Genomic DNA, 24,461 nt, shown 5'->3' with positions numbered 1-24,461 from the left:
GGTTTTGCAATGGCGCAAAAACGAGTACGGATCGGCATCGACGTGGGCGGTACCTTCACCGACGCGGTGGCGGTGGACGCGCGGACGTTCGAGCTGCTCGCCAAGGCGAAGGTGCCGACCAGCCACGATCACGCCGACGGGGTGGCCAACGGAATCCTGCTGGCACTGGAGAAACTGCGCGCGGACGCCGGAATCGGCGCCGACGACGTCTCCTTCCTCGCGCACGGCACCACGCAGGCCACGAACGCACTGCTCGAAGGCGACGTGGCCGTGGTCGGGATCGCCGGAATCGGCAGTGGGTTCGACGCCTTCGCCACGCGCAGGCTGCGCGCGCTCGGCAAGCTGGAGCTCGCGCCGGGACGCACCCTGCCGATCAGGTACGCGGCGGTGCGCGATCCTGGGGACGCGGTCGCGGTCAAGGAGGCGGTCGACCGGCTGCAGGCCGAGGGCGCGGCCGTGGTCGCGGCGGTGGAGCCGTTCAGTGTGGACGATCCGCTCGGTGAACGCGCCGTCGTCGCGGAGGCCAGGGCACAGGGACTGCTCGCCACCGCGACGCACGAGATCACCGGGCTCTACGGCCTGGCCAAACGCGCGCGGACGGCGGCGCTCAACGCGGCGATCATGCCGCGCATGGTGGAGACCGCCGATCTGGTGGAGCGCAGCGTGACCGCCGCCGGAATCACCGCCCCACTGATGGTCATGCGTGGTGACGGCGGCGTGATGGCGCTGCCCGAGATGCGCGCACGGCCGCTGCTGACCGCGCTCTCCGGCCCGGCGGCCGGGGTCGCCGGAGCGCTGATGGGCGAGAAGCTCAGTGAGGGCGTCTTCCTGGAGACCGGCGGAACCTCGACCGACATCAGCGTGATCCGGCGCGGGCGGGTGCAAGTCCGGCACGCCCGGCTCGCCGGACGTGAAACCTACCTGCCGTCGCTGGATATCCGCACGGTCGGTATCGGTGGTGGTTCGCTGATCCGGCTCGGCGGTGCCTCGGTCACCGGGGTCGGCCCGCGCAGCGCCCATATCGCCGGGCTGTCCTACGCGTGTTTCGCCGATCCGTCCGCTTTGGATGGTGCGGAACTGGTCAGTGTCGCCCCGAGGCCGGACGACCCGGCCGACTACGTCGCGCTGCGTGCCCGCGACGGCAACCGGTACGCGATCACGGTGACCTGCGCGGCCAACGCCGCCGGGGTCGTTCCCCGTGACAGTTACGCGCACAGCGACCCCGAGGCGGCGAAAGCGGCACTGGCCCCACTGGCGCGCACCCTAGGTCTGTCCATAGTGGACGCCGCACGGCTGGTGCTCGACCACGCCGTCCGCCCGGTACGGGCCGTGGTGGACCAGTTGACCGATGCCTACCGTCTGGAGCGGGACACCCTGACACTGGTCGGTGGCGGCGGTGGAGCGGCGGCCGTCACGCCGTACCTGGGCGAATCGTCCACTCTGGACTGGAGGATCGCCGCGCACAGCGAGGTGATCAGTCCGCTCGGGGCGGCGCTCGCGCTGGTCCGCGAGTCGGTGGAACGCATCGTGCCCAGCCCCTCGCACACGGACGTACTGGCGATCCGCGCCGAGGCGGAGAACGCGGTCGTCGCGCAGGGAGCCGATCCGGCCGGGGTCGAGGTCGACGTCACGGTCGATCCGCAGCGCAACCTGATCCGGGCGATCGCGACGGGCTCCACCGAACTGCGCACCAGGGACCGGTCGGCGAGGGCGGAACGCGCCGAGCTGGACGCCGAGGTGGCCCGCTCGCTGGGAGTCGATGCCGGTGAGGTGACCGAACTCGCCAGGACGGCACACCACCGCGTGCTGGGTGCCCACGTGCGAGGGCGCGGACTCGGCAGGCTGAAACCACCGAGACTGCGGCTGCGGGTGATCGACGACGACGGGGTGATCCGGGTGCACAGCCCGGACGCGGTGGTCCGCGGCGTCACCGCGGGCACGGCCGCCACGGAACTGGCCGCGGCGGTCGACGAACGCACGAGCTTCGGTGACGGCGGCTCGCGCGCCCCGGCCGTCCGCCTGCTGGTCGGCACGAAGATCGCCGACCTGTCCGGGGTTCTCGATCCCGGGCAGTTGCTCGCGCTGATCCGGACCGAGACGGGCAGCCGTCCCGCGGACGAGCCCGTCGTGGCGATCCTGGAGGCCCGATGAGCACCGCCACCGACGAGGACCTCGCGGTCGAACTGCTGCGGGCCACCCCGACGCACGAGAACCGGCCAGAGGAGCGGCTGCGCGACTGGGCGCGGATCGCGCTGGCGTTCGGCGACGAACTGGCGGCCACGCCCGACCCCGGCCCGGCACCGGAGACCGTCGACCGGCCGGACGGTGTGCGTGCGGACGTGCTGATCCTCGCCGAGTACGACACCCGCCGGCGGATGATTCTCGTTCACCCGGCCGGAATCTCCCGGGCGACCGAGGTACTGGCCCGCGCGGGCTGCACGGTCACCCGGGCGGAACTACGCGCCACCGCCGTCGCACACGAGATCGCCCATCACCGGATGCACGGCGGCACCGGGCGCGAACTCGCCCGGCGGCTCGGCCACACCACGGCACGGATCGGCCGGTGGCGGATCCGCGGGCACGTCACCGGCGCCGAGGAGATCGCGGCGCACCGTTTCGCCCACCTGCGCACCGGGCTCGAGCGCAGTCCACTGCTGCTCACCACGGTGCTTGCCCAGCACACGTTCGGAGGTTGACCCATGGGCGTGCTCATTCTCGCCGTCATGGCCATCGGGGTGATCCTGATGCTGACCAGGATCCTGCCCACCGCGTTCGCACTGGGCTTCATGGCGATCGCGATCGCGTTGTGCGCGGGCGCTCCCCCGTTCGGTGGTGAGGACAGCGTCGCCGAGGCGGTGCTGCAGACCGGGGCGCCGATGCTCGCCGCCACCATGATCGCGGTGCTGCTCGGTTCCTGGCTCGGGACGCTGATGGAGGACACCGGGATCGCCGCGACGATCGTGCGCAAGATCGTCGAGTTCGGCGGGGAACGGCCGACCGTGGTCGCGCTCGGCGTGTTCGCCGTGTCGATCCTCTGTGGCAGCATCACCGGCTCGGCGGCCGCGGCCATGCTGGCCGGTGTCGTCGGGATCCCGGCGATGATCGCGGTCGGGATACCGGCGGTGGTCGCGGGTGGGACCGTCCTGATGGGACTCGCGGCGGGCCTGCCGCTGGAGCTGATCGGCTGGCAGTTCCTCTCCGACGCGGTGGGACTGCCGCTGGAGGAGGTGCGCTCGTTCCAGCTCAAGATCTTCCCGATCGCGCTGCTGATCGGGATCGTCTACATCGTCGTGGAACTGCGCCGCAAGGGTGTCCGGCACGCCTGGTCCGTGCGGGCGCCGCGGAAGGCGCGGGTACGCCGGGGGGACGCGCCGTGGTACGCGCTGGTGGCACCGTTGCTGCCGATCGTGCTGGCACTCGGGTTCGAGGTGCCGATCGTGCCCTCGCTGCTGGCGGGGGTGGTCTACGCGCTGCTCACCACCACCCGGCCCGGTGCTTTCGGGGCGACCGCGCTGAAATCGCTGTACCGGGCGTTCGACGTGGCCGCGCCGCCGATCGTGCTGTTCATCGCCATCGGCATGCTGCTCTCGGCGGTGAAGCTGCCGGGTGCGGTCGAGGCCCTGTCGCCGATCGTGTCCGCGATCAGCCCGTCCGCTCCCTGGCTGTTCGTCCTGGTCTTCGCCGCACTGGTACCGCTGTGCCTCTATCGGGGTCCGCTCAACGTCTACGGGCTCGGCGTCGGGGTCGCCGGGGTACTGATCTCCGGCGGGATCTACCCGGCGCCCGCGGTACTCGGCCTGATGTCGTCCTACGGTCAGGTGCTGTGCGTGTCCGATCCGACGAGCACGCAGACGGTGTGGAGCGCGCAGTACGCCGGGGTGCGCCCGGAGAAGGTGATGCTCTCCACGCTGCCGTACACCTGGGTGATGGCGATCGGCGGGCTGGTGCTGACCTCGGTGCTGTTCCTGGCATGACACCGGAACTGCTCGCCGCCGACGGGATCCGGCTCGACGCCCGCCTGCACCAGGGGGCGGAGGGCCGGGCGGCGGTCGTGCTCGCCCACGGCATCACCGGCGACCTGGACGAGCTCGGGCACTTCCCCCGGCTCGCGGCCCGGCTCGGCGAGCGGGGCGTCACCGTGCTGCGGTTCTCCTATCGGGGGCACGGCGCGAGCGGTGGCACCCCGCGCGGCGTGACGATCGAAGGGGAGCGGCTCGATCTGCTGGCCGCCGCACGGTACGCACTCGCCGTGACCAGCGGGCCGCTGTTCCTCGTGGCTTCCAGTTTCGGTGCGGTGTCGACGCTGCTGTCGCTGCCGCTGCTCGGCCCCCGGCTCCGGGGTCTCGTGCTGTGGAACCCGGTGCTCGATCTGCGCCGGACGTTCCTGGAACCGTCCCTGCCACGCGGCAGGGAACTGTATGGCGGGGCGGCGGAAAGCTTCGCCCGCCGGGGTTTCCTGCGTATCCGTGACGGTTTCGACGTGGACCCGGCGTTGTTCGAGGAGTTCACCCGGCACGACCCGCTGCGAGCCCTCTCCGGCTGGCGCGGTCCGGCACTGATCGTGCACGGCGACCAGGACCGGCACGTGCCCTGTGCCGTGGCCCGTGCGACCGCCGACAACCGGCCGGACACCGTCTTCCACGTCGTTCCCGGCGCCGACCACGGTTTCCGCCCGCCGGGGCACGCCCGCGAACTGATTGAGGTGACCGCGGACTGGCTCCGGTCACGGGAGCAGTCCGTGGCAGGCGTCCGCTGACGCCGCGCGAACCGCAGTACCTCGATGTGCCGGAGTTCCGGCGCGACCGGGCGGGCCGTGTCTCGTTGCGGGGGCGCGCCGCTACCTGCGGTCGCTCCAGCGGGCCGGGTCGTCCTCGAGGCTCGCGCGATCCCAACCGCCGTGCTGCGCCGCGGCTTCGTAGGTGTCGTGCAGGAACCGGGTCAACGCCGCGTCGGGATCGGCCGCGGTGCGCACAGCTTCGTACGGCAGCAGGAACTGACCGTTCTCGACGCTGTAGTAGGCGCCGTCCGGACCGACGGGATGGTCGGCGAAGCCCTCGGGCTCGGGATAGGCGTAGGCGTAGAACGCGCCTTCCTCTCCGCCGCCCGGCCAGAATCCGCAGCTCGACAGTTCGCGGGAGTAGCCCTCCACCATGACCCAGTCGCCGCAGTTCGGTGCCCCGCCGGGATGCTCAGGCGCGGGGCGTCCGGAGAAGCGGGTGCAGGCCAGATCCATGGCGCCCCAGAAGAAGTGCACCGGGCTGACCTTGCCGACGAAGTGCGAGCGGAACTCGCCGATGACCCGATCGGCCTGCAGGAGCTGACGCCAGAACAGGTGCGCGGCCCGCGGATCGTAGGAGGCGTGCTGGTGATCCTCGGCGAACGGGATGGCAGGGTCGACCTCGTTCGGCCGGTCCTGGATGGTCGCCTCGATGCCGAGTTCGTCCAGTGCCCGCATGGTCTGCTCGTAGAATTCGGCCACCGTCTTGGGTTCCAGCGCGACCGTCCGGCCGGCACCGTCGCTGGTGCGGATACGCAACTGGTGCTCGACGAAGTCGAACTCGATGTCGAAGGCACCGTCGCTGTACGGCACGTTTCCGGTCGTCAGACCGCGGGGGCTGAGGTAGAGGGTGACCTGCCACCAGTGATTGAGCAGTGGAGCGTGGACGAGTCGGAGCTTGCCGACGATCTGCGTCCACATGTGCAGGGTGTCGCGGGTGTCCTCCCAGTCCGCGACCCGCAGGGCGGGCCAGGCGGTGCTGCGCTGGTTCGTCATGTGTCTGATCCTTCCGATTGTCGGTAGCCGGGATTCGCGTTGCCGGGTCCGGCCTTGCCGAGAACGCCGGAGTGACCGTGGCGCCGCCCGATCACCCGCTTCGTCACGGAACTGTTGCCGCCCAAGCAGATCAACCGATCCAACATGAAGGACCTCCGCCGAGTGCTCGCGAACCGCCGATCCGGTGTGCGGAAACTGCCGCGTTCCCGGGGCAGGCGTGGCTCTCTCACCTTCGTCGTGTCATGGCGGCGTCGTGCGCGTCAGGCAACTCGGCAACCACGATGGCGGCCGCGATATTCCACGCCCTGCGGGCGGACCCACGGCACGGCGGTGGGAAGGCTTCGTACCGGTGTCGTGCTCGGGGCTTTCCGCCAACGCCGATCGCAGGGCAGGGCCTAGGCTCGCGGCGATGAGTGGATCGACGGGCAGCGGGCGGCGGACGCTCAGGGAAGCGATCGGCGACCGGGTGGTCGACGGCGCCCTGATCGTGGTGGCCGCCGCGGTCGGGCTGCTCGCCGCCGCCCACCGGATGAACGTGCCGGAGGAAGTGCCGGTCTGGATCGTGTACGGGGACTGGGCGACAGGCGTGCTCGGCTGCGTCGCGTTGTGGTGGCGGCGCCGATTCCCGGTGGTGCTGGCCGCGGTCCTGGTCGCGTCGAGTTCGTTCTCCGAGTCGGTGTCCGGGCCCGCGGTCGTCGCGTTGTTCACGGTGGCCGTGCACTGCTCGACCCGGGCCACGGCGGCACTGTGTGCGGCCAGCCTCGCGGCGCTCAGCGTGTACCAGCTCCTGCGGCCCGAGCCGGTGGCCTCGCCGGTCCTGGTGTTCGCCGCCATCGTCCTGGGGCACATCGCGGTTGTGGCCTGGGGGCTGTCCGTGCGCAGCCGCCGCGACCTGGTCACGTCCCTGCGGGAGCGGGCCGAGGCGGCCGGCGTCGAGGCGCGACTACGGGCCGCCCACTCGCAGCACGAAGCGCGGGAGGCTCTCGCGCGGGAGATGCACGACGTCCTGGGTCACCGGCTGTCCCTGCTCAGCGTGCACGCGGGTGCCCTCACCTACTACCGCGAGGCGCCGGCCGAGGACGTCGCGCGGGCGGCCGAGGTGATCAGGGAGAACGCGCACCGCGCCCTGCAGGATCTCCGTGAGGTGATCGGGGTGCTCCGGGCACCGGTGGGAGAACTGCCACTGCCGGTCGTCGAGGACGTCCTGGAACTGGTCGACGAGGCCCGCCAGGCGGGCACCCCGGTCGAACTGCGGGACGAGACGGGGGTGACGGGCGAGGGCCGGGCCTTCCCGGCGACGCAGGGGCGCACGCTCTACCGCCTCGTACAGGAGTGCCTGACCAATGTGCGCAAGCACGCCGCGGGTGCCTCGGTCGTCATCCGGATCACCGGAGGGCCGGGTGACCACCTGGCCGCCGAGATCGTCAACACGCCACCGGCGGCGGAAACCTCGCGGCCCGGCGGGTCCGGGGAGGGGCTGCGCGGCCTGGCCGAGCGGTCGCGCCTGGTGGCCGGGCGACTCGAATACGGCCCGACGGTCTCGGGCGGCTGGCGGGTGCGGATGTGGCTACCGTGGCCGACGTGACCGACCCTGTACCGACCATCGACGTGCTGGTCGCCGACGACGACCCGGTCGTCCGTTTCGGGCTGAAGATGATGCTGCGCGGCGCCTCCGATCTGCGGGTGGTCGCCGAGGCGAGCGACGGTGCGGAAGCGGTGGAGCTGGCCCGGCTGCACAGCCCGGCCGTCGTGCTGATGGACATCCGGATGCCCGGTACGGACGGGCTCACCGCGACCGAGACACTGCGGAGCCGGCCATCCGCGCCCCAGGTCATCGTGCTCACCACCTTCGACGCCGACGCCCACGTGCTGCGCGCCCTCCGGGCGGGGGCCGCGGGGTTCCTGCTCAAGGACACCCCGCCGGACGAACTCGTCGTCGCGATCCGGCACGCGGCCAAGGGACGTCCCGTGCTCTCGCCGGAGGTGACCCGGCGGCTCATCGCCAGGGTCGCGGAGTCGGAGCGGGACACCCGCCGGGGCGCGGCCCGCCAGCGCCTCGACCTGCTCGCCGACCGGGAACGCGCGGTCGCGGTCGAGATCGGCACCGGGCGCTCCAACTCCGAGATCGCCGCCCGTCACCACCTCGGCCTGACCACGGTCAAGACCCACGTGTCGGCGATACTCACCAAGCTCGACCTCAACAACCGCGTACAGGTGGCCCTGCTCGTACACGACGCGGAGCTCGACCACCCGGACGGGCAGGACTGAGCGCACACCGGGACCACGCACCGTGCCGGACCCGCCCCGCGTCGCGGACGCTCCGACTTTGGTCGGCAGAGTCGGACCGCTTCGCCGATCCGGCGGACCGGGTGGCCCTCCTAGCCTCCGTCGCATGCCCGGATCAACTCGACAGACCGGTGTGGCGGCCGCGCTCTCGCCGCACGCCGCACCCAGCCAGGCCCGCCCGATCCCCCGCCGGAGAACCGGGCCGGGCAGAACCGCGCTCCGGGGTGCCACCGCTCTCGCCCTCACCGCGCTGGTGCTGACCGGGTGCACCAGCGGGTCGTCGGAGTCGGCAGAACCCGGCTCCTCGGCCCCGGCACCCACCCCGGTCGCCTGGAGCGAGTGCGGACCCAACCTGGACTGCGCCACCGTCGAGGTGCCCCTGGAGTACGGCAAGCCCGACGGAGAGCGGATCCCGCTCGCGGTGAAGCGCCACCGCGCCACCGATCCGGCACAGCGCATCGGCAGCCTGTTCATCAACCCGGGTGGGCCGGGAGTGCCTGCCACCGAGACGATCGATTCGATCGACCCCGGCAGCGACACCGGCCCGTACTCGCCCGCCGTGCTGGCCCGCTTCGACGTCGTCGGCATGGACCCGCGCGGCGTCGGCGACTCCGGTGCCGTCCGCTGCCTCACCGACGAGCAGCGCGCCGAGGCCACCGCCGCCGACTTCGACCCGGCCGTCCCGGGCGGGAAGCCACTGCCGGAGCTGCTCGACGACGCCCGCACCTTCACCGACGGCTGCCTGGCGCACCACAGCCCGGAGTTCCTGGCCAGCCTGTCCACCGACAACGTCGCACGTGACATGGACCAGGTCCGCGCGGCGATCGGCGAGGAACAGATCACCTTCTACGGCATGTCCTACGGCACGGTGGTCGGCCCCATGTACGCCACGCTGTTCCCGGACCGTGTCCGCCAGATGGTGATCGACGCACCCGTCGACACCAAGCTCTGGCACAACAACACGCTCGACTTCCTCGACGACGTCTCCCGGTCCAACGAGCAGACGCTCGACACGTGGTTCGAGACCTGCCGCACCGAGGGCCCGCAGGTGTGCCCGCTCGGCAACGGCGACCCGGAAGCCGCGTTCGACGCCCTGATCACTCGGCTGGAGGCACAGCCGCTGCAGGTCCCGCCCGTCGAGGGCCTGACGCCGGGCGGCACGCTCGACGGTGCCGTGACGCTCGAAGCCGCCAGGGCAGGCGCGGGCGCCCGGGAGTTGTGGCCAACGCTCACCGCGGGCCTGCTGGCCGCGCAGCAGGGCAACGGCACGCTCCTGCACTTTCTGATATCGAAGGTCACGGTCGCGCCCTTCGGCGGCCCGTACGCGATTCTCCAGGAACCGCACACCGCTGTGCGCTGCGCCGACTGGCCGAGGACGACCGACATCGCCGCGCACACGGCCGCCGCCACGAAGATCGCCGACCGGGACAAGCGGCTGGCGAGCAGGGCGGGATACAGCGCGCTCAACTGCGCCCTGTGGCCCGCGCCGAACACCGATCGCTTCACCGAACCGCTCACCGGCGCCGGTGCCCCGCCGGTACTGATAGTCGGTGGCCGGGTGGACAACGTGACCCCGTACCACTGGGCCGAGGCGATGACCGAGACGATGGACAACAGTGTCCTGCTGACCCGTGAGGGCGTCGGCCACACCTCCTACCGGCGCAGCGGCCCGTGCATCGACGACGCGGTGGACGCCACCCTGATCAACGGGGTCCTGCCCGCCGGGGGCACCGTCTGCGAGGTGCCCCCGGGCACCACCAGGCCTCCCGGACCGAACGGGCAGTAGCCCCGGGGATCGCGTGCGCCAGGGTGCCGGTGGTCGAAACTCGACCACCGGCACCACTTCGTGCCGGGCGCCACCGGACGGTCCGCGCTGAACCGTTGAACAGCCCCGGATCGGCCTGCGAGCATTCACCGTGGGTAGATCGCTGGGGGCGCAGCACCACGAGGCGGGAGGGGAGCAAGATCAAGATCACGGTGGACGACCTGTCCGGCTCGGAGATCGCCAGGTTTCTCGACGAGCACGTTCGGCAGATGCGGTCCATCACGCCGGTGGAGAGCAAGCACGCACTCGATCTCGACGAGCTTCGCAAGGCCGAGATCACGTTCTGGTCGATCGTGGACGGTGACACCGTGGTGGGCTGCGGTGCGATCAAGAAGCTGGAGGCGGGGCACGCGGAACTGAAGTCGATGCGCACCACACCGGGGCGCAAGCGAAGCGGGATCGCATCCCGGCTGCTGGAACACATCATCACCGAGGCCAGGGCCATGGGTTTCACACGCCTGAGCCTGGAGACCGGCACGGCCGAGTTCTTCCTGCCCGCCAGGAAGCTGTACGCGAAGTTCGGGTTCGTCCAGTGCGAGCCGTTCGCGGACTACCGGCCCGATCCGAACAGTACGTTCATGACGAAGACCCTCTGAGAATCCCCCAGGTCAGCGGGTGCTCGCTGCTGTGTCCTGCTCGGCGATGTCACACCCACCGTGTTCGACCTGGCTATGAGCAGCCGCGTCCGCCGCAACCGCACCGCCGACCTGCCGATGTGCCCGACCGAACTGCACCAGACCGATACCGCCGCACTGGTTGTGTTCGCAGACGGCCTGAACACGACCCTGGCGCGGCTTGATCCCACCGGACCCACAACCTTGTCGCAGCACCCCGGACGCCTCGACGACCTCACCACCACACCCACCGGGGAGACAGTCACGGCGCTGACCGGCACCCGTTACCAGCCCGCGAACGTTCACGTCGGGCCACCGACCGGGCCGCTGCGAAAGATCACCGACACTCGTCCGGAACTGAACGGCATCGCTCTCGGGACCCAACAACCGCTGTCCTACCGTGCCGCCGACGGCCTCGACCTGGACGGTCTGCTCGTACTGCCGGTCGGGAAGTCCGCCTCGGACGGCCCGTTCCCACTCGTCACGATCGCGCACGGAGGCCCCTACGACCGCTACGCCGATCGTTTCCAGCTGTTCTGGTTCCCCAGCGCGCAGTGGCTGGCCACCGCCGGGTACGCGGTGTTCCTGCCCAACCCGCGCGGCGGCCAAGGCCACGGCCACCAGTTCGCCCTCAGCGTGGCCGGCCAAGTCGGGCAGGAGGAGTGGACCGACATCCTGACCGGCATCGACCTGCTCATCGCCGAGGGCGTCGCCGATCCGGATCGGCTGGGTATCGCCGGCGGGAGCCACGGCGGGTTCATGTCCGCCTGGGCCGTCGGCCAGACAAACCGGTTTCGCGCCGCGCTGGTCAACGCCGGCATCACCGACTGGGGCATGCTCGCCGCGACCGGCGAGAACGGCCAGTTCGAGGCCGCGCTCAGTGGCAGCATCGGCTGGGATGGGATCGGCCCACACCCACATGACGCACTCAGCCCGATCTCCTTCGCCAGCCGCGTCCGCACTCCGGTGCTCATCCTGCACGGCGCCGAGGACACCAACGTTCCCCTCGGCCAAGCCGTGTACTTCCACCGGGCACTGCGCCATTTCGGCGCCGAACACGAGTTCGTGATCTATCCGAGAGAGGGCCACTCGATCCGGGAACGCAACCACCAACTCGACGTCCTGCACCGGACCCGTGCCTGGTTCGACCGCTGGCTCCGACCCTGACCAAGGACACAGGGCCCCGACCTCGTTGCGTCCCAGGACAATGACGATGGGACGGCAAGATCACCCCGCAGGTAGCTCGCGAAGCGTGTTCGCTCATCTCACTCGCTGGGCCTGGTTGCACGGCACCGGGTCAGGAACGCGCGAGGCGCCTCAACTGTCTCGACGGGGTAGACAGCCTCTGGCGAGGTCGGATATCGCAACTGTCCGAATACCTCTCGCCGGTGGGGTGTCAAGAGTCATCGTGCCGCGCCGGGGAGTGTCTGTAGATAAGGGAGGACCGCCAGAAATGGCCGTCGCTGAATGACGGCTCCAGGCAGCATGCGGTGCGCCGCGCGTTTGACCTCGGGGATCGTCATCTGCGACATCAACACCGGCGCGGTGTCGACCTGGGGGCCGCCCGCTGTAGCGAGCAGTCGCCCCCCGACGGCCGCATTCGCGGCGAGGTTGGCGGCGTAGGCGGCCCAGTCACCGCTGCTGGCGACGCCAAGCACTTGGCCAGGACGGCAGCAGCCGGCAGGTCTGTGGCGAGTCGGAACAGGGCGGTGATCGGGCCTGTCCTGGCTGCGGTCCGAGCTGGCGGAGTCGTTGGCCCAGTTGGGCGCTGATGGGACGACCAGTGCCTACGCGGCTCCGCCGTGGTCAGCCTTCGGCGGCGAGCTGACCGCAGGCCGCCGCGATCTCCTGACCACGGGTGTCACGGACCGTGCACGCCACTCCTCCGGCGTTCACCCGCCGCACGAACTCCCGCTCCACCGGCTTCGGCGAAGCGTCCCACTTGCTGCCCGGCGTCGGATTCAACGGAATCACGTTCACGTGCACCAAATGCCCGAGATGCTGCTTCAGCACCTTCGCCAGCAGATCCGCCCGCCACGGATGATCATTCATGTCCCGGATCAACGCGTACTCGATCGACACCCGCCGGCCCGACATATCCAGGTAGTACCGCGCCGCGGACAACACCTCGTCCACCGACCACCGGTTGTTCACCGGCACCAACTCGTTCCGCAACTCGTCGTCCGGCGCGTGCAGGGACAACGCCAGCCGCACCTGCATCTTCTCGTCCGCCAGCTTCCGGATCGCCGGCGCCAGACCCACCGTCGACACCGTCACCGAACGCTGCGAGATCCCCAGCCCCTCCGGCGCCGGATCGGTGATCCGGCGCACCGCGGCCACCACCCGCTTGTAGTTCGCGAGAGGTTCACCCATGCCCATGAAGACGATGTTGGACAGCCTGCCCGCGCTCGGCACGCCGTCCGGGCCCGCCATGACTCCGTCGCGCATGACGGCGGCGGCGGAGCGCACCTGGTCGACGATCTCGGCGGTGGAGAGGTTGCGGTCGAGCCCGCCCTGGCCGGTGGCGCAGAACGGGCAGGCCATGCCGCAGCCCGCCTGACTCGAAATACACAAGGTGGCACGGTCGGGGTAACGCATCAAGACGCTTTCAAGCATGATGCCGTCGTGCGCGCGCCATAACGTCTTCCGGGTGCTGCCGTCGTCGCACGCGACTGCACGCACTTCGGTCAACATCGACGGCAGAAGGCTGTCCACCAATCGCTTGCGAGACGCCTCGGGTATGTCCGTCATCGCGTCGGCGTCGACAGTCAACCGGGAAAAATAATGATGCGAGAGCTGCTTTGCGCGGTACGACTTCTCGCCCAACTCGATCACCGCGTCGATCCGCTCACTCAGAGTCAGATCAGCCAGATGACGAGGCGGCTGGCCACGCTTGGGAGAGTCGAAGACGAGTGGGAGAGTCGACACAGCCGATGATTGTCGCACGACGCCCGGACGTCCGTCGTACTGGCCGTTCTCGCCGCTGGCCCTGTCCGGAACGGCCCGACACGCACGCCCGGGGTGCGGTGCCGGCGCCGGTTACGGGATTGGACCGAGGCCGGTGTCCTCGCCGCGATCCGGTTGCTGGAGCAGGAGTAGGGGTTCTGTGGCGTGCGGGAGCGCATCTGTCCCAGGCGGATCTGCCGGGACAGTTCCACCCGCTCACGAGTGAGGCTGGCCTCCGACGGACCTCCGGCCGGCCGGTCCGTCACGACGAGGGCACGTCGCGGACGTAGTCGGAGATCGCATCGATCACCTCGGCCTGATGGTTGCTCAGGTAGAAGTGGCCGCCGGGAAAGACCCGGATGTCGAACTCGCCAGTGGTGTGCCGAGCCCAGTCGCGTGCCTCGTCGAGGGTCGTCTTCGCGTCGTCGTCGCCGACCATGACATTGATCGGAGAGCGAATGGTGGCAGTGGCGTCGCAACGGTAGGTCTCGATCGCCTTGTAGTCGCTGCGGATCGCGGGAAGGATCATCCGCAGCAGTTCTTCGTCCCCGAGCAGCGCCGCGTCCGTGCCGGACAACTGCCGCAGTTCGGCAATGATTCCGTTGTCATCGCGGGTGTGCACGTACTCGTCGCGGTGCCGTGAGGGCGCCCGCCGGCCGGAAGCGAACAGACCGACCAGTTCGACCCCATCCCGGTCCTCCAGACGTCGGGCAACCTCAAAAGCCAGGACGGCGCCCATACTGTGACCGAAGAACGCCAGCGGTGAATCGGTCCACGGCCTCATCACCGTGTAGATCTCCTCGGCGAGCGCCTCGATGTTGTCGATGCACGGCGCGGTTCGCCGATCCTGCCGGCCGGGGTACTGCACGGCGAGCACTTCCATCGAACCGGACAACGCTTTCGACACCGGGAAGAAGAAGCTCGCCGAACCACCCGCGTGCGGAAAGCACACCAGGCGAACGGCAGGATCCGGCGACGGATGGAACCGCCGGATCCAGAGCGCGTTGTCAGCCGTCGGTACCGACATGCCTGGTACTCCTCTCAACTCTCACCGGAACCGGTTCCGCCGGTGCGACGGGCCGGTTCACGATGGTCTCTCACTCGGTGGGGTCAATCGGACGGGAGCCGTTCGACGTCGCGGTCGATGACACGTGCGGTCGATTCCGGGACACGAGGCCGAGGCGCTGATGGTCACAGGATCCTTGCGTGACCTACGCCCGATCCGGCCTTCACGCCCGGCGGATGGCAGTCGGACTCTCCGCGTCCGGGATGGTCAGGTCAGCTCGGAGTCCAGCATGGTGAACATCTCCTCGTCGGTGGCGGCGTCAAGGTCGAGGTTCTCCTCGGAGGGATCGGGCCGGGTAGCGGTGAGGGCGGCCAGCAGGACCTCAAGGCGGTCGGTCACCTGTTGACGCGTCCGGCTGTCCAGACCGTCCGCGGTGAACGCGGCCTGGACTCGGTCCAGCTCCGCGAGCAGCGCGGTCGGCGTGTCCTGCCCAGGGGCGAGACGCGGCAGCAGATACGCGGTCAGGTCCTCCAGAGTGGGGTGGTCGAACAACAGGGAGGCCGGCAACCGCAGCCCGGTCGCCGCGCCGAGGCGGTTGCGCAGCTCCACGGCGGTCAACGAGTCGAAGCCCAGATCCTGGAACCGGGTGTCCGGATCGACCGCGGCCGGGTCGGTGCGCAGCACGGCGGCGGCCTCGGCGCCGATCAGGCCGCGGACCACCGCCGCGCGGCGCGCACCGCCACTCGCCGTGGCCAGCTTCTCCTGGAACGACTCCACCGGCCGCACCGGCCCGGCCGGGTGGCGGGTGGTGGGGCGGACCAGGGACCGCAACGGCGGCGGCGTCTGGTCATGCGCTCGCAGCGCGGATAGGTCGAGGTGAATCGGCACGACCACCGCGGCACGAGCGCCCAGGGCCGCATCGAACAGGGCGGTCCCCTCCCGCTCGGAGATCGGCCGGGTGCCGGCCCGCCGCATTCGCTCGACATCGGCGGTGCTCAGCTCGCCCGTCATTCCGATCGTCGGGTCCCACGGACCCCAGGCCAGTGACACCGCGGGCAGACCGGCCGCGCGTCGGCGGGCGGCCAACGCGTCCATCGCGGCGTTCGCCGCCGCGTAGTTGGCCTGTCCGGCCGCGCCCAGGACTCCGGCCGCCGAGGAAAACAGCACGAAGGCGTCCAACTCGAGTCCGGCGGTCAGCTCGTGCAGATGCCAGGCGGCCTCCGCCTTCGCGCCCAGCACCGCGGTCAGCCGGTCGGGAGTCAGACCGGTGATCACCCCGTCGTCCAGAACTCCGGCGGTGTGCACCACGGCCCGCAGTGGATGCTCGGCCGGAATCGCGGCCAGCGTCGTCGCCAGCGCCTCGCGGTCGCTGACGTCGCAGGCCACGACCTCGGCGACGGCGCCGTGCTCAGCCAGGTCGGTCACCAGCCGCTCGACCCCGTCGGCGGCGGGTCCGCGCCGGCTGAGCAACAGCAGTCGACGCACGCCGTGCTCGGCGACGAGGTGCCGGGCGACCACTCCGCCGAGCCCGCCGGTGCCGCCGGTGACCAGGACGGTCCCCGAGGTCGGCCAGACCGGGTGGTCGCCCGACGGGTCCAGCCGGGCCAGCCGGGGGGCCAGGGTCTCGGTGCCGCGCACGGCCACCTCCGGCTCGCCGGAGGTCAACGCCGGGGCCAGATCGGCCGGCTCGCCGTCGAGGTCCAGCAGGGCGAACCGGCCTGGGTGCTCACGTTGGGCGGAGCGGATCAGGCCCCAGACAGCCGCGGCCGGCAGGTCACCGGTACTCGCGCCTCGGGTGACCAGGACCAGGGTCGCCTCCGCGAACCGCTCCTCGGCCAGCCAGTCCCGGATCAGCGCCAGCGCCGCCGCGGTCCGGTCCCGCACCGCAGCGGGAACGTCGGCGGCCGGACCCGCCGGCAGGACGGTCAGCACCAGCGGTGGCAGGTCGGCCAGCTCGGCCAGCTCAGCCAGCCCGGTGAACCGCCGGCCGGACACGCCGGGCAGATCCGGGGCCTCGGCGCCCAGCACCGCCAGGTCGGGAACGACGGCGGCCGGTCCGGGCGACACCGGAGTCCAGCCGAGGCCGAACAGGGAGTCATCGACCGCGGCGTCGGCTCCGGCCAGGTCGGCCGGAGTGAGCGCGCGGACACGCAGAGCCTCGACCGCGGCGACCGGCCGGCCATCGGCGTCGGAGAGTGCCACCGACAACGCGCCACCGGTGGCGCGTTGGTCCCGAACGTGGACCCGGGCGGCGACCGCTCCCGACCCGAACAACGACACACCCTCCCAGGAGAACGGGATCTCGACCGCGTCACGGTTCCCCTCGGCGACCATCAACGCGTGCAGCGCGGAGTCCAGCAGCACCGGGTGCAGGCCGTAGTCGCCGCCCTCGGCGCGAAGCTCGTCAGCCAACTCGACCTCGGCCACCACGCCGTCCTCGACCCGCCACACCGCGCGCAGCCCCTGGAAGGCCGGCCCGTAGGCGAAGCCGGCCTCGGCCAAGCCGGGATAACAGTCGGCTAGCGGGACCGGCTCGGCCCCGGGTGGCGGCCACTGCCCAGGCGGACCGACTGCCACGGCTCCGGTCGCTTCGGCCAGCAGACCGACCGCGTTCGCGATCCACTGCCCACCGCCGTCGTCGTCGGGCCGGGAGTGGACGGTGACCGGGCGTTGGCCCTCGGCGTCGGGAGCGCCGACCCGGACCTGAACGCGGGTCGCGGCGTGCCCGGCGAACAGCAGCGGCGCGGCCATGGTCAGCTCGGCCACCCGCGCGCAGCCGACCCGCTCGCCGGCGCGGACGGCCAACTCGACGAACGCGGAGCCGGGCAGCAGCACCCGGCCCAGGACGGCGTGATCGGCCAGCCACGAGTGGGTGTCCAGCGACAGCCGACTGGTGAACAGCACGCCGGCGTCGTCGGGGAGATCGACGACCGCGCCCAGCAGCGGGTGTGCGGCCGAGGCCAGGCCAACGGCGCCGACGTCGCCGGCCACCGCGAACGTGGGCCGGGGCCAGTAGCGCGCGCGTTCGAACGGGTAGGTCGGCAGCTCCGCTCCGCCGGAGCCGCCGAAGAACGCGGGCCAGTCCACCGGCCGCCCGGCGCAATGCAAGGTGGCGAGCGCACCCAGCAGCGTCTCCACCTCGTCACGATCGGCCCGCTGGGCCGGGACGACCAGCGCTTCGCTGTCCGCGCCCAGGGTGTCCCCCACCATCGGGGTGAGCGCGGCGTCGGGGCCGAGTTCGACAAACACACCGGTCCCGGCGGCGCGCAGGGTGTGCACAACCTCGGCGAAGCGCACAGTCTCCCTGGCGTGAACGGCCCAGTGGTTGGGCTCGCGCAGCTGGTCCCCCTCGATCGGCTCGCCGGTCACCGCGGACACCAGCGGAATCCGCGGGTCCGCGACGGTCAGACCGGCCGCGAACTCGGTCAACTCGTTCATCACCGGGTCCACCATCGGCGAGTGGAAGGCGTGACTGACCGCGAGTCGTCTGGTCTCGCAGCCGGCCTCGGCCAGCCGAGTGGTCACCTCACCCACCGCGGGCTCGGTACCCGCCAGCACCACCGAGCCGGGCGCGTTGATCGCGGCGATCGCCACCCACGGGCCCAGCAGCGGCCGCACCTGATCCTCCTCGGCGCGTACGGCAACCATCGCTCCGCCGGGCAGCGACTCCATCAGCCGGGCGCGGGCGCACACCAGCGCGCAGGCGTCCGGCAGCGTCAGCGCCCCGGCGACGTGCGCGGCGACCAGTTCGCCGACCGAGTGTCCGGCGACCTGGTCGGCGACCACCCCCCAGGACTCGACCAGCCGGTAAAGCGCGACCTCCATGGCGAACAGCGCCGGCTGTGTCCAGCCGGTGCGATTGAGCAGGTCGGCGTCCTCGCCCCAGATCACCTCGCGCAGCGGGCGGTCCAGATGCCGGTCCAGCTCGGCGAGTGCCTCGTCGAACGCGTCGGCGAACACCGGGAACCGGGCGTGCAGCTCGCGGCCCATGCCCAGGCGCTGCGAGCCCTGACCGGTGAACAGGACCGCGGTGCGGCCGGGGGTCGGCGCGGCAGGCCCGAGTATCAGCGTCGAGTCTTCCCGGCCGGTGGCCAGCGCGGCCAGGCCGCGCCGAGCGTCCTCGGCGACGATGACGGCCCGACGGCGGAACGCGGTCCGCGAGGTGGCCAGGGCGCGGGCGACCGCGGCCGGCGGCGCGTCGTCGAGGCCGGCCACCAACCGGGCGGCCTGGGCGCGCAGCGCGTCGGTCGTGCGAGCGGAGACCAGCCAGGGCAGTGTTTCCGGTTCCGAAGTCGGTGAGCCGACGACCGGGGCGGGCGCCTGTTCCAGGATGACGTGCGCGTTGGTGCCACTGACCCCGAACGAAGACACCCCCGCCCGACGCGACCGACCCGACTCCGGCCACCCACGCTCGACCCCCACCACCTCCACCGACCCCGCCGACCAATCCACATGCGACGACGGCACATCCACATGCAACGACCGCGGCACAACACCATGCCGCATCGCCAACACCATCTTGATCACACCAGCCACACCCGCAGCAGCCTGCGTATGACCCAAATTCGACTTCACCGACCCCAACAACAAAGGACTCGACCGGTCCTGCCCATACGCCGACAACAACGCCTGCGCCTCAATCGGATCACCCAACCTCGTACCCGTCCCATGACCCTCCACCACATCCACATCCCGCGCAGCCACACCCCCCGCCGCCAAAGCAGCACGAATCACCCGCTGCTGCGACGGACCACTCGGCGCCGTCAACCCATTCGACGCACCATCCGAATTCACCGCCGAACCCCGCACCACCGCCAACACCTCATGCCCATTGGCCACCGCATCCGACAACCGCTCCACCACCACCACACCCACACCCTCAGACCAGCCGGCACCGTCGGCGGCGTCGGAGTACGGCTTGCACCGGCCGTCGACCGAGAGCCCGCCCTGCCGGGAGAACTCGATGAACGGATGCGGGGTGGCCATCACGGTGACGCCACCGGCCAGCGCCAACGAACACTCCCCCGATCGCAACGCCTGCACGGCCAAATGCAACGACACCAACGACGACGAACACGCCGTGTCCACCGTCATCGTCGGACCCTCCAACCCCAACGCATACGCCACCCGACCGGAGACGATGCTGGGCGAGGTGCCGTTGCCGCGAAAGCCTTCGAACTCCGGGTCGGTGAGCAGGGCGGCGTAGTCGTTGTACATCACCCCGGCGTAGACGCCCGTGTCACCACCGCGCAGCGAGGTCGGGTCCACCCCGGCTCGCTCCAGCGCCTCCCACGAGACCTCCAGCAGCAGTCGCTGCTGGACGTCGGTGGCCATCGCCTCGCGCGGCGACATCCCGAAGAACGCCGCGTCGAACCCGGCGGCGTCGTGCAGGAATCCGCCGTGCCGGGTATAGGACGTGCCCGGATTCGCCGGATCGGGGTCGTAGACCCGACCAAGATCCCACCCCCGATCCGTCGGGAACTCGGTAATGGCGTCCACCCCATCGGACACCAGCCGCCACAAGTCCTCCGGCGAACGAACCCCACCCGGATAACGACAGGCCATCCCCACAATGGCGACCGGCTCATCCACCACCGACGCCCGGGCGACAGGGGTGGCCGGGGCTTCGTTCCCGACCAGCTCGGCCAGCAGGTGGGCGGTCAGCGCCGTCGCCGAAGGATGGTCGAACACCAGGGTGGCAGGCAACCGCAGCCCGGTCGCCGCGCCGAGCTTGTTGCGCAGCTCCACGGCGGTCAGCGAGTCGAAGCCGAGGTCCTTGAACGCCCGGTCCGGGTCGATCGCGACGGCCTCGTCGTGGCCCAGGACGACCGCGATCTGGGTGCGCACCAGCTCGCCGAGCAAGTCGAGACGCTGGTCGGCGGGAAGCGCGGCGAGTCGCCCGGCCAGGTCGGCCGCCGCGGCCGGGGACTGGCGCGCGGTTCGGCGGCGGGTCCGGACCAGGCCGCGGAACAAGGTCGGCGCCTCGCCACCGGCAGCGATGGCCGGCAGGTCGAGACGAGCGGTGAGCAGGTCCGGTCCACCCTGCGCGAGCGCGGCGTCGAACAGGTCGAGCCCCTCCTCGACGGTCAGCAACGGCATCCCGCGACGGGCCATCCGGTCTCGCTCGGCGTCGTCGTGTCCGGTGATCATGCCGGTGTTCGTGGCCCAGCCGCCCCAGGCCATCGCGGTCGCGGGCAGACCAGAGACGTGCCGCAGCCGGGCCAGTGCGTCCAGGAACGCGTTGCCGGCGGCGTAGTTTCCCTGCCCGGCCGCGCCGGTGAGCCCGGCCGAGGAGGAGAACAGCACGAAGGCGCGCAGGTCGTGGCCGAGGGTCGCCTCGTGCAGTCGCCAGGCGGCGTCGACCTTGGGGCGCAGCACCGCGTCGAGTCGCTCGGGGGTCAGCGCCGGGATCGTGGCGTCCTCGATCACTCCGGCCGCGTGCACCACCGCGGTCAGCGTGGGCAGGTCGGCCACCAGCTCGGCCACCGCGGCCGGGTCCGCGAGGTCGCAGGCCACGGCGGCGACCGTCGCGCCGTGCTCGGCCAGCTCGGCGACCAACTCGGCGGCGCCCGGAGTGTTCTGGCCACGCCGACCGACCAGCACCAGCCGACCGACGCCCTGGTCCGCCAGGTGGCGCGCGGTGATCGCGCCCAGCCCGGTGAGGCCACCGGTGACCAGCACGGTGTCCTCGGTCCGCCAGTCGAACGCCTCGGCCGGCGGGGGGGCCGGGACCAGCCGGGCGGCGAACAGGGCGCCGTCCCGGACCAGCAGCTGTGGTTCGTCGCCGACGAGCGTGCCCGGCGGCAGGACCGGATCGGCGGAGGGGTCGAGATCGATCAGGCCGAAGCAGTCGGGGTTCTCGGTCTGGGCCGTGCGGACCAGCCCCCACACCGCGGCGGCGGCCGGGTCGGCGCCCGTGGTGGCACCAGTGGTGACGAACACCAGCCGGGTGTCCGGCTCGGTGGCGAGCCAGTCCTGCAACAGACCGAGGACGCGCCGGGTGAGCTGGTGCGCGCCGGCAGCCGGGTCCTTCGCCGACATGGCGACCGGGACCAGCACGACGGGCGCGGCGTCCACCGTGTCCACGGCCGGTCCGGGCAGGCCCCACGGGTCCGGGCCGAGTACGCCGATCTCCGGCGGGTCTCCGGCCGGCGACTGGACCGGGATCCAGTCCAGCGCGTGCAGCGACGCGATCCGGTCGGTGGGCAGGTCGGCGGCCGACCAAGCCCGCAGGCGCAGCGCGTCCGCCGTGACGACCGGGTCGCCCGCAGGGTCGACCGCGACGACCGTCACCGCGTCGGTCCCGGCCGGAGCCACCCTGACCCGCAGGGCGCCCGCTCCGGCGGCGTGTAGCCGCACGCCCTCCCAGGAGAAGGGCAGCCGGCCCTCGGTGGCGGCCTCGCCGAGCAGGCAGGCGTGCAGGGCGGCGTCGAGCAGGGTCGGGCTCAGTCCGAACCCGTCGCCTTCTGTGGTGTCCCCGTCGACCTCGGCGAAGATCTCGTCGCCACGGCGCCAGGCCGCGCGCAGCCCCTGGAACGCTGGGCCGTAGTCGAAGCCCTGGGCGGCGAACTCGTCGTAGCAGCCGGCCACGGGCATCGGATCCGCGCCGGGTGGCGGCCAGGCGGTGACATCGAACCCGGTGGCCGGGGCGTTCGAGCCGGTGGCGAGAACACCGGCCGCGTGCCGGGTCCACGGCTGCTCGGAGCCGGCGGGGCGAGAGTGCACACCGATCCGCCGCCGGTCACCCTCCGCGGCGCCAACCAGGACCTGCAACCGCAGCGTGCCCTGTGCGGGGATGATCATCGGCGCGTCCAGGGTCAGCTCGACCAGTTCGGCACAGCCCACCTCGTCGCCCGCGCGCACAGCCAACTCGACGAACCCGGCTCCGGGGAACAGCACGGCACCGAACACGAGGTGGTCGGCCAGCCACGGATGGGTGGCGACGGACAGGCCGCCCGTGAGCACGAACTCGCCGTTCTCGGCCAGCTCCATCGTGCCGTCCAGCACCGGGTGCCCGGCCGGGGTGAGACCGGCCGAGGCGTCGGCCCTGGCCGGCGGCCAGTAACGGGCAAGGTCGAAGGCGTAGGTCGGGAGGTCCACGATGGACGCCCCCGGGTAGCACGGGGACCAGTCGACCTGGACACCGGCCAGGTGCGCTTCGCCCAGCGAGCGGAGCATGCGGTCGAGACCGCCGTCGTCGCGGCGCAAGGTGCCGATGGTGACCGCGCCGGAGGTGTCGGCGACGCTGGGGCTGAGCACCGGATGCGGAGTGGACTCGACGAACAGGGTGTGGCCGTGCTCGGTCAGCGCGCGCACGGCGGACTCGAGCCGCACGGTCTCGCGCATGTTGGCGAACCAGTAGTCGGCGTCCAGTGCGGCTGGGGCGATCCAGTCAGCGGTGACCGTGGAGAGCATGGGGATCTCGGCGTCGCCTCGCGGGCAGACGCCGGCCAGCGCGGCGACGACCTGGTCACGCACCCGGTCGAAGTAGGCGGAGTGGGCGGGGACGTCGCCGCCGACCTCCCGGCTGCGCACGCCGTCCGCAGCGCACGCCTTGGCGAGTTCGGCCAGCGCCACGTAGTCGCCGGACACCACCGATGCGGTCGGGCTGTTCTCGGCGGCGACCGAGAGCCGCTCCTCCCAGGGGCGCAGCCGCTCGCGCGCCTGTTCGGCGGAGACCGGCAGCCACAGCATGCCGCCGATGCCGCCCAGTTCCTCGGCGATGACCCGGCTGCGCACCGCGATGATCATGGCGGCATCGGCCAGTGACAGCGCTCCGGCCACGCATGCCGCGGCCACCTCGCCCTGGGAGTGGCCGACCACCGCGGCCGGGTGGACGCCGTGCGCGCGCCAGACCGCGGCCAGCGAGACCATGCACGCCCACAGCGTGGGCTGCACGACGTCGAAGCGGTCCGGGTCGGGAGCCTCGGGCGCCCCGCGCAACACGTCGATCAGGGACCAGTCGATGTGCGGGGCCAGCGCCTCGGCGCAGGCGCGCAGCGACTCGGCGAACACCGGCGACTCATCGAGCAGCTCGGCGCACATGCCCACCCAGTGGGCGCCGTGACCGGAGAAGACGAACACCGGGCCGCGGCCGGCCCCGGCCCCGACGCCGGTGACCGCGGGGGCGTCGGGAAGGTCGGTGGCGACGGCCCGCAGTTCGGCGGCCAGGGCAGCGGTGTCCGCGCCGACGACGACGCAGCCGTGGTCGAGAGCGGCGCGGGTGGCGAGCAGGGACCGGCCGACGTCGGCCGGTGCGAGGGCGGCGGTCTCCGCGGCCTCGGCCAGGGCGGCGGCCTGGGCGCGCAGTGCCGGCACCGTCTGCGCGGAGAGCACCCACGGCGTCGACGTGACGGGAGCGGGCTCGGCTGCGGACTCGGCTGCGGGCTCGGGGGCGGGCGCCTGCTCCAGGATGACGTGCGCGTTGGTGCCACTGACCCCGAACGAAGACACCCCCGCCCGACGCGACCGACCCGACTCCGGCCACCCACGCTCGACCCCCACCACCTCCACCGACCCCGCAGACCAATCCACATGCGGCGTCGGCTCATCCACATGCAACGACCGCGGCACAACACCATGCCGCATCGCCATCACCATCTTGATCACACCAGCCACACCCGCAGCAGCCTGCGTATGACCCAAATTCGACTTCACCGACCCCAACAACAACGGCACATCCCGACCCTGCCCATACGCCGACAACAACGCCTGCGCCTCAATCGGATCACCCAACCTCGTACCCGTCCCATGCCCCTCCACCACATCCACATCCCGCGCAGCCACACCCCCCGCCGCCAAAGCAGCACGAATCACCCGCTGCTGCGACGGACCACTCGGCGCCGTCAACCCATTCGACGCACCATCCGAATTCACCGCCGAACCCCGCACCACCGCCAACACCCGATGCCCATTCGCCCGCGCATCCGACAACCGCTCCAACACCACCACCCCAACACCCTCCGACCAACCAGTCCCATCCGCCGCACCCGAAAACGCCTTACACCGGCC

At 71.5% G+C, this 24,461-nt stretch carries 13 protein-coding genes; 9 read left to right on the top strand and 4 right to left on the bottom strand.

All coding sequences use genetic code 11. The features are described from left to right. Window positions 1-9 precede the first annotated feature (9 nt). From CFN78_RS26220 to CFN78_RS26205, 4 genes are read left to right on the top strand one after another with little or no spacing between them, the layout of a single operon-like run. Complete coding sequence (locus tag CFN78_RS26220; RefSeq protein WP_094865716.1) at window positions 10-2,151, top strand: hydantoinase/oxoprolinase family protein; 2,142 nt, start codon at window positions 10-12, stop codon at window positions 2,149-2,151. After that, window positions 2,148-2,696: a hypothetical protein gene (locus tag CFN78_RS26215; RefSeq protein WP_094865715.1), complete on the top strand. Its 549-nt coding sequence runs from the start codon at window positions 2,148-2,150 to the stop codon at window positions 2,694-2,696. The genes CFN78_RS26220 and CFN78_RS26215 overlap by 4 nt, the downstream gene beginning before the upstream one ends. Before the next feature lie 3 nt (window positions 2,697-2,699). Next, window positions 2,700-3,974: a transporter gene (locus tag CFN78_RS26210; protein WP_094865714.1), complete on the top strand. Its 1,275-nt coding sequence runs from the start codon at window positions 2,700-2,702 to the stop codon at window positions 3,972-3,974. Further along, a complete protein-coding gene (locus CFN78_RS26205) occupies window positions 3,971-4,756 on the top strand; it encodes an alpha/beta hydrolase family protein (RefSeq protein ID WP_094865713.1) in 786 nt (261 codons plus the stop codon). The genes CFN78_RS26210 and CFN78_RS26205 overlap by 4 nt, the downstream gene beginning before the upstream one ends. An 81-nt stretch (window positions 4,757-4,837) precedes the next feature. Here CFN78_RS26205 and CFN78_RS26200 read toward each other — a convergent pair whose 3' ends face one another. Beyond that, window positions 4,838-5,773, bottom strand: a complete 936-nt coding sequence (locus CFN78_RS26200) for a DUF5996 family protein (RefSeq protein ID WP_094865712.1) — start codon at window positions 5,771-5,773, stop codon at window positions 4,838-4,840. A gap of 409 nt (window positions 5,774-6,182) precedes the next feature. Here CFN78_RS26200 and CFN78_RS26195 point away from each other — a divergent pair, with 409 nt between their 5' ends. The 5 genes from CFN78_RS26195 to CFN78_RS26175 all read left to right on the top strand — a co-directional run bounded on the left by CFN78_RS26195 (window position 6,183) and on the right by CFN78_RS26175 (window position 11,665). Further along, window positions 6,183-7,358: a sensor histidine kinase gene (locus CFN78_RS26195; RefSeq protein ID WP_094865711.1), complete on the top strand. Its 1,176-nt coding sequence runs from the start codon at window positions 6,183-6,185 to the stop codon at window positions 7,356-7,358. Then, window positions 7,346-8,041, top strand: a complete 696-nt coding sequence (locus CFN78_RS26190; RefSeq protein ID WP_094865710.1) for a response regulator transcription factor — start codon at window positions 7,346-7,348, stop codon at window positions 8,039-8,041. The genes CFN78_RS26195 and CFN78_RS26190 overlap by 13 nt, the downstream gene beginning before the upstream one ends. A gap of 124 nt (window positions 8,042-8,165) precedes the next feature. Further along, window positions 8,166-9,845 (top strand): alpha/beta hydrolase, encoded by a 1,680-nt coding sequence (locus CFN78_RS26185; RefSeq protein WP_165777719.1) that lies wholly within the window; start codon window positions 8,166-8,168, stop codon window positions 9,843-9,845. Between the two features lie 95 nt (window positions 9,846-9,940). Next, window positions 9,941-10,480: a GNAT family N-acetyltransferase gene (locus CFN78_RS26180; RefSeq protein WP_240519702.1), complete on the top strand. Its 540-nt coding sequence runs from the start codon at window positions 9,941-9,943 to the stop codon at window positions 10,478-10,480. A 75-nt stretch (window positions 10,481-10,555) separates the two neighbouring features. Beyond that, complete coding sequence (locus CFN78_RS26175) at window positions 10,556-11,665, top strand: alpha/beta hydrolase family protein (protein WP_240519701.1); 1,110 nt, start codon at window positions 10,556-10,558, stop codon at window positions 11,663-11,665. Between the two features lie 639 nt (window positions 11,666-12,304). On the opposite strand, the gene rlmN is transcribed toward CFN78_RS26175, so the two are convergent. The 3 genes from rlmN to CFN78_RS26160 form a co-directional block, all read right to left on the bottom strand. Then, a complete protein-coding gene (rlmN, locus tag CFN78_RS26170; RefSeq protein WP_094865709.1) occupies window positions 12,305-13,426 on the bottom strand; it encodes a dual-specificity RNA methyltransferase RlmN in 1,122 nt (373 codons plus the stop codon). A 280-nt stretch (window positions 13,427-13,706) separates the two neighbouring features. After that, window positions 13,707-14,471, bottom strand: a complete 765-nt coding sequence (locus CFN78_RS26165; RefSeq protein ID WP_094865708.1) for a thioesterase II family protein — start codon at window positions 14,469-14,471, stop codon at window positions 13,707-13,709. Window positions 14,472-14,717: 246 nt separating this feature from the next. Beyond that, window positions 14,718-24,461 (bottom strand): SDR family NAD(P)-dependent oxidoreductase (locus CFN78_RS26160; RefSeq protein ID WP_133116491.1); only part of this gene is annotated, 9,744 nt, incomplete at its 5' end.

Source organism: Amycolatopsis antarctica (assembly GCF_002262875.1).
Classification (GTDB): Bacteria; Actinomycetota; Actinomycetes; order Mycobacteriales; family Pseudonocardiaceae; genus Amycolatopsis; species Amycolatopsis antarctica.
The sequence above is the reverse complement of the archived record's forward strand: the minus strand, read 5'-3'. Positions and strand labels throughout refer to the sequence as shown.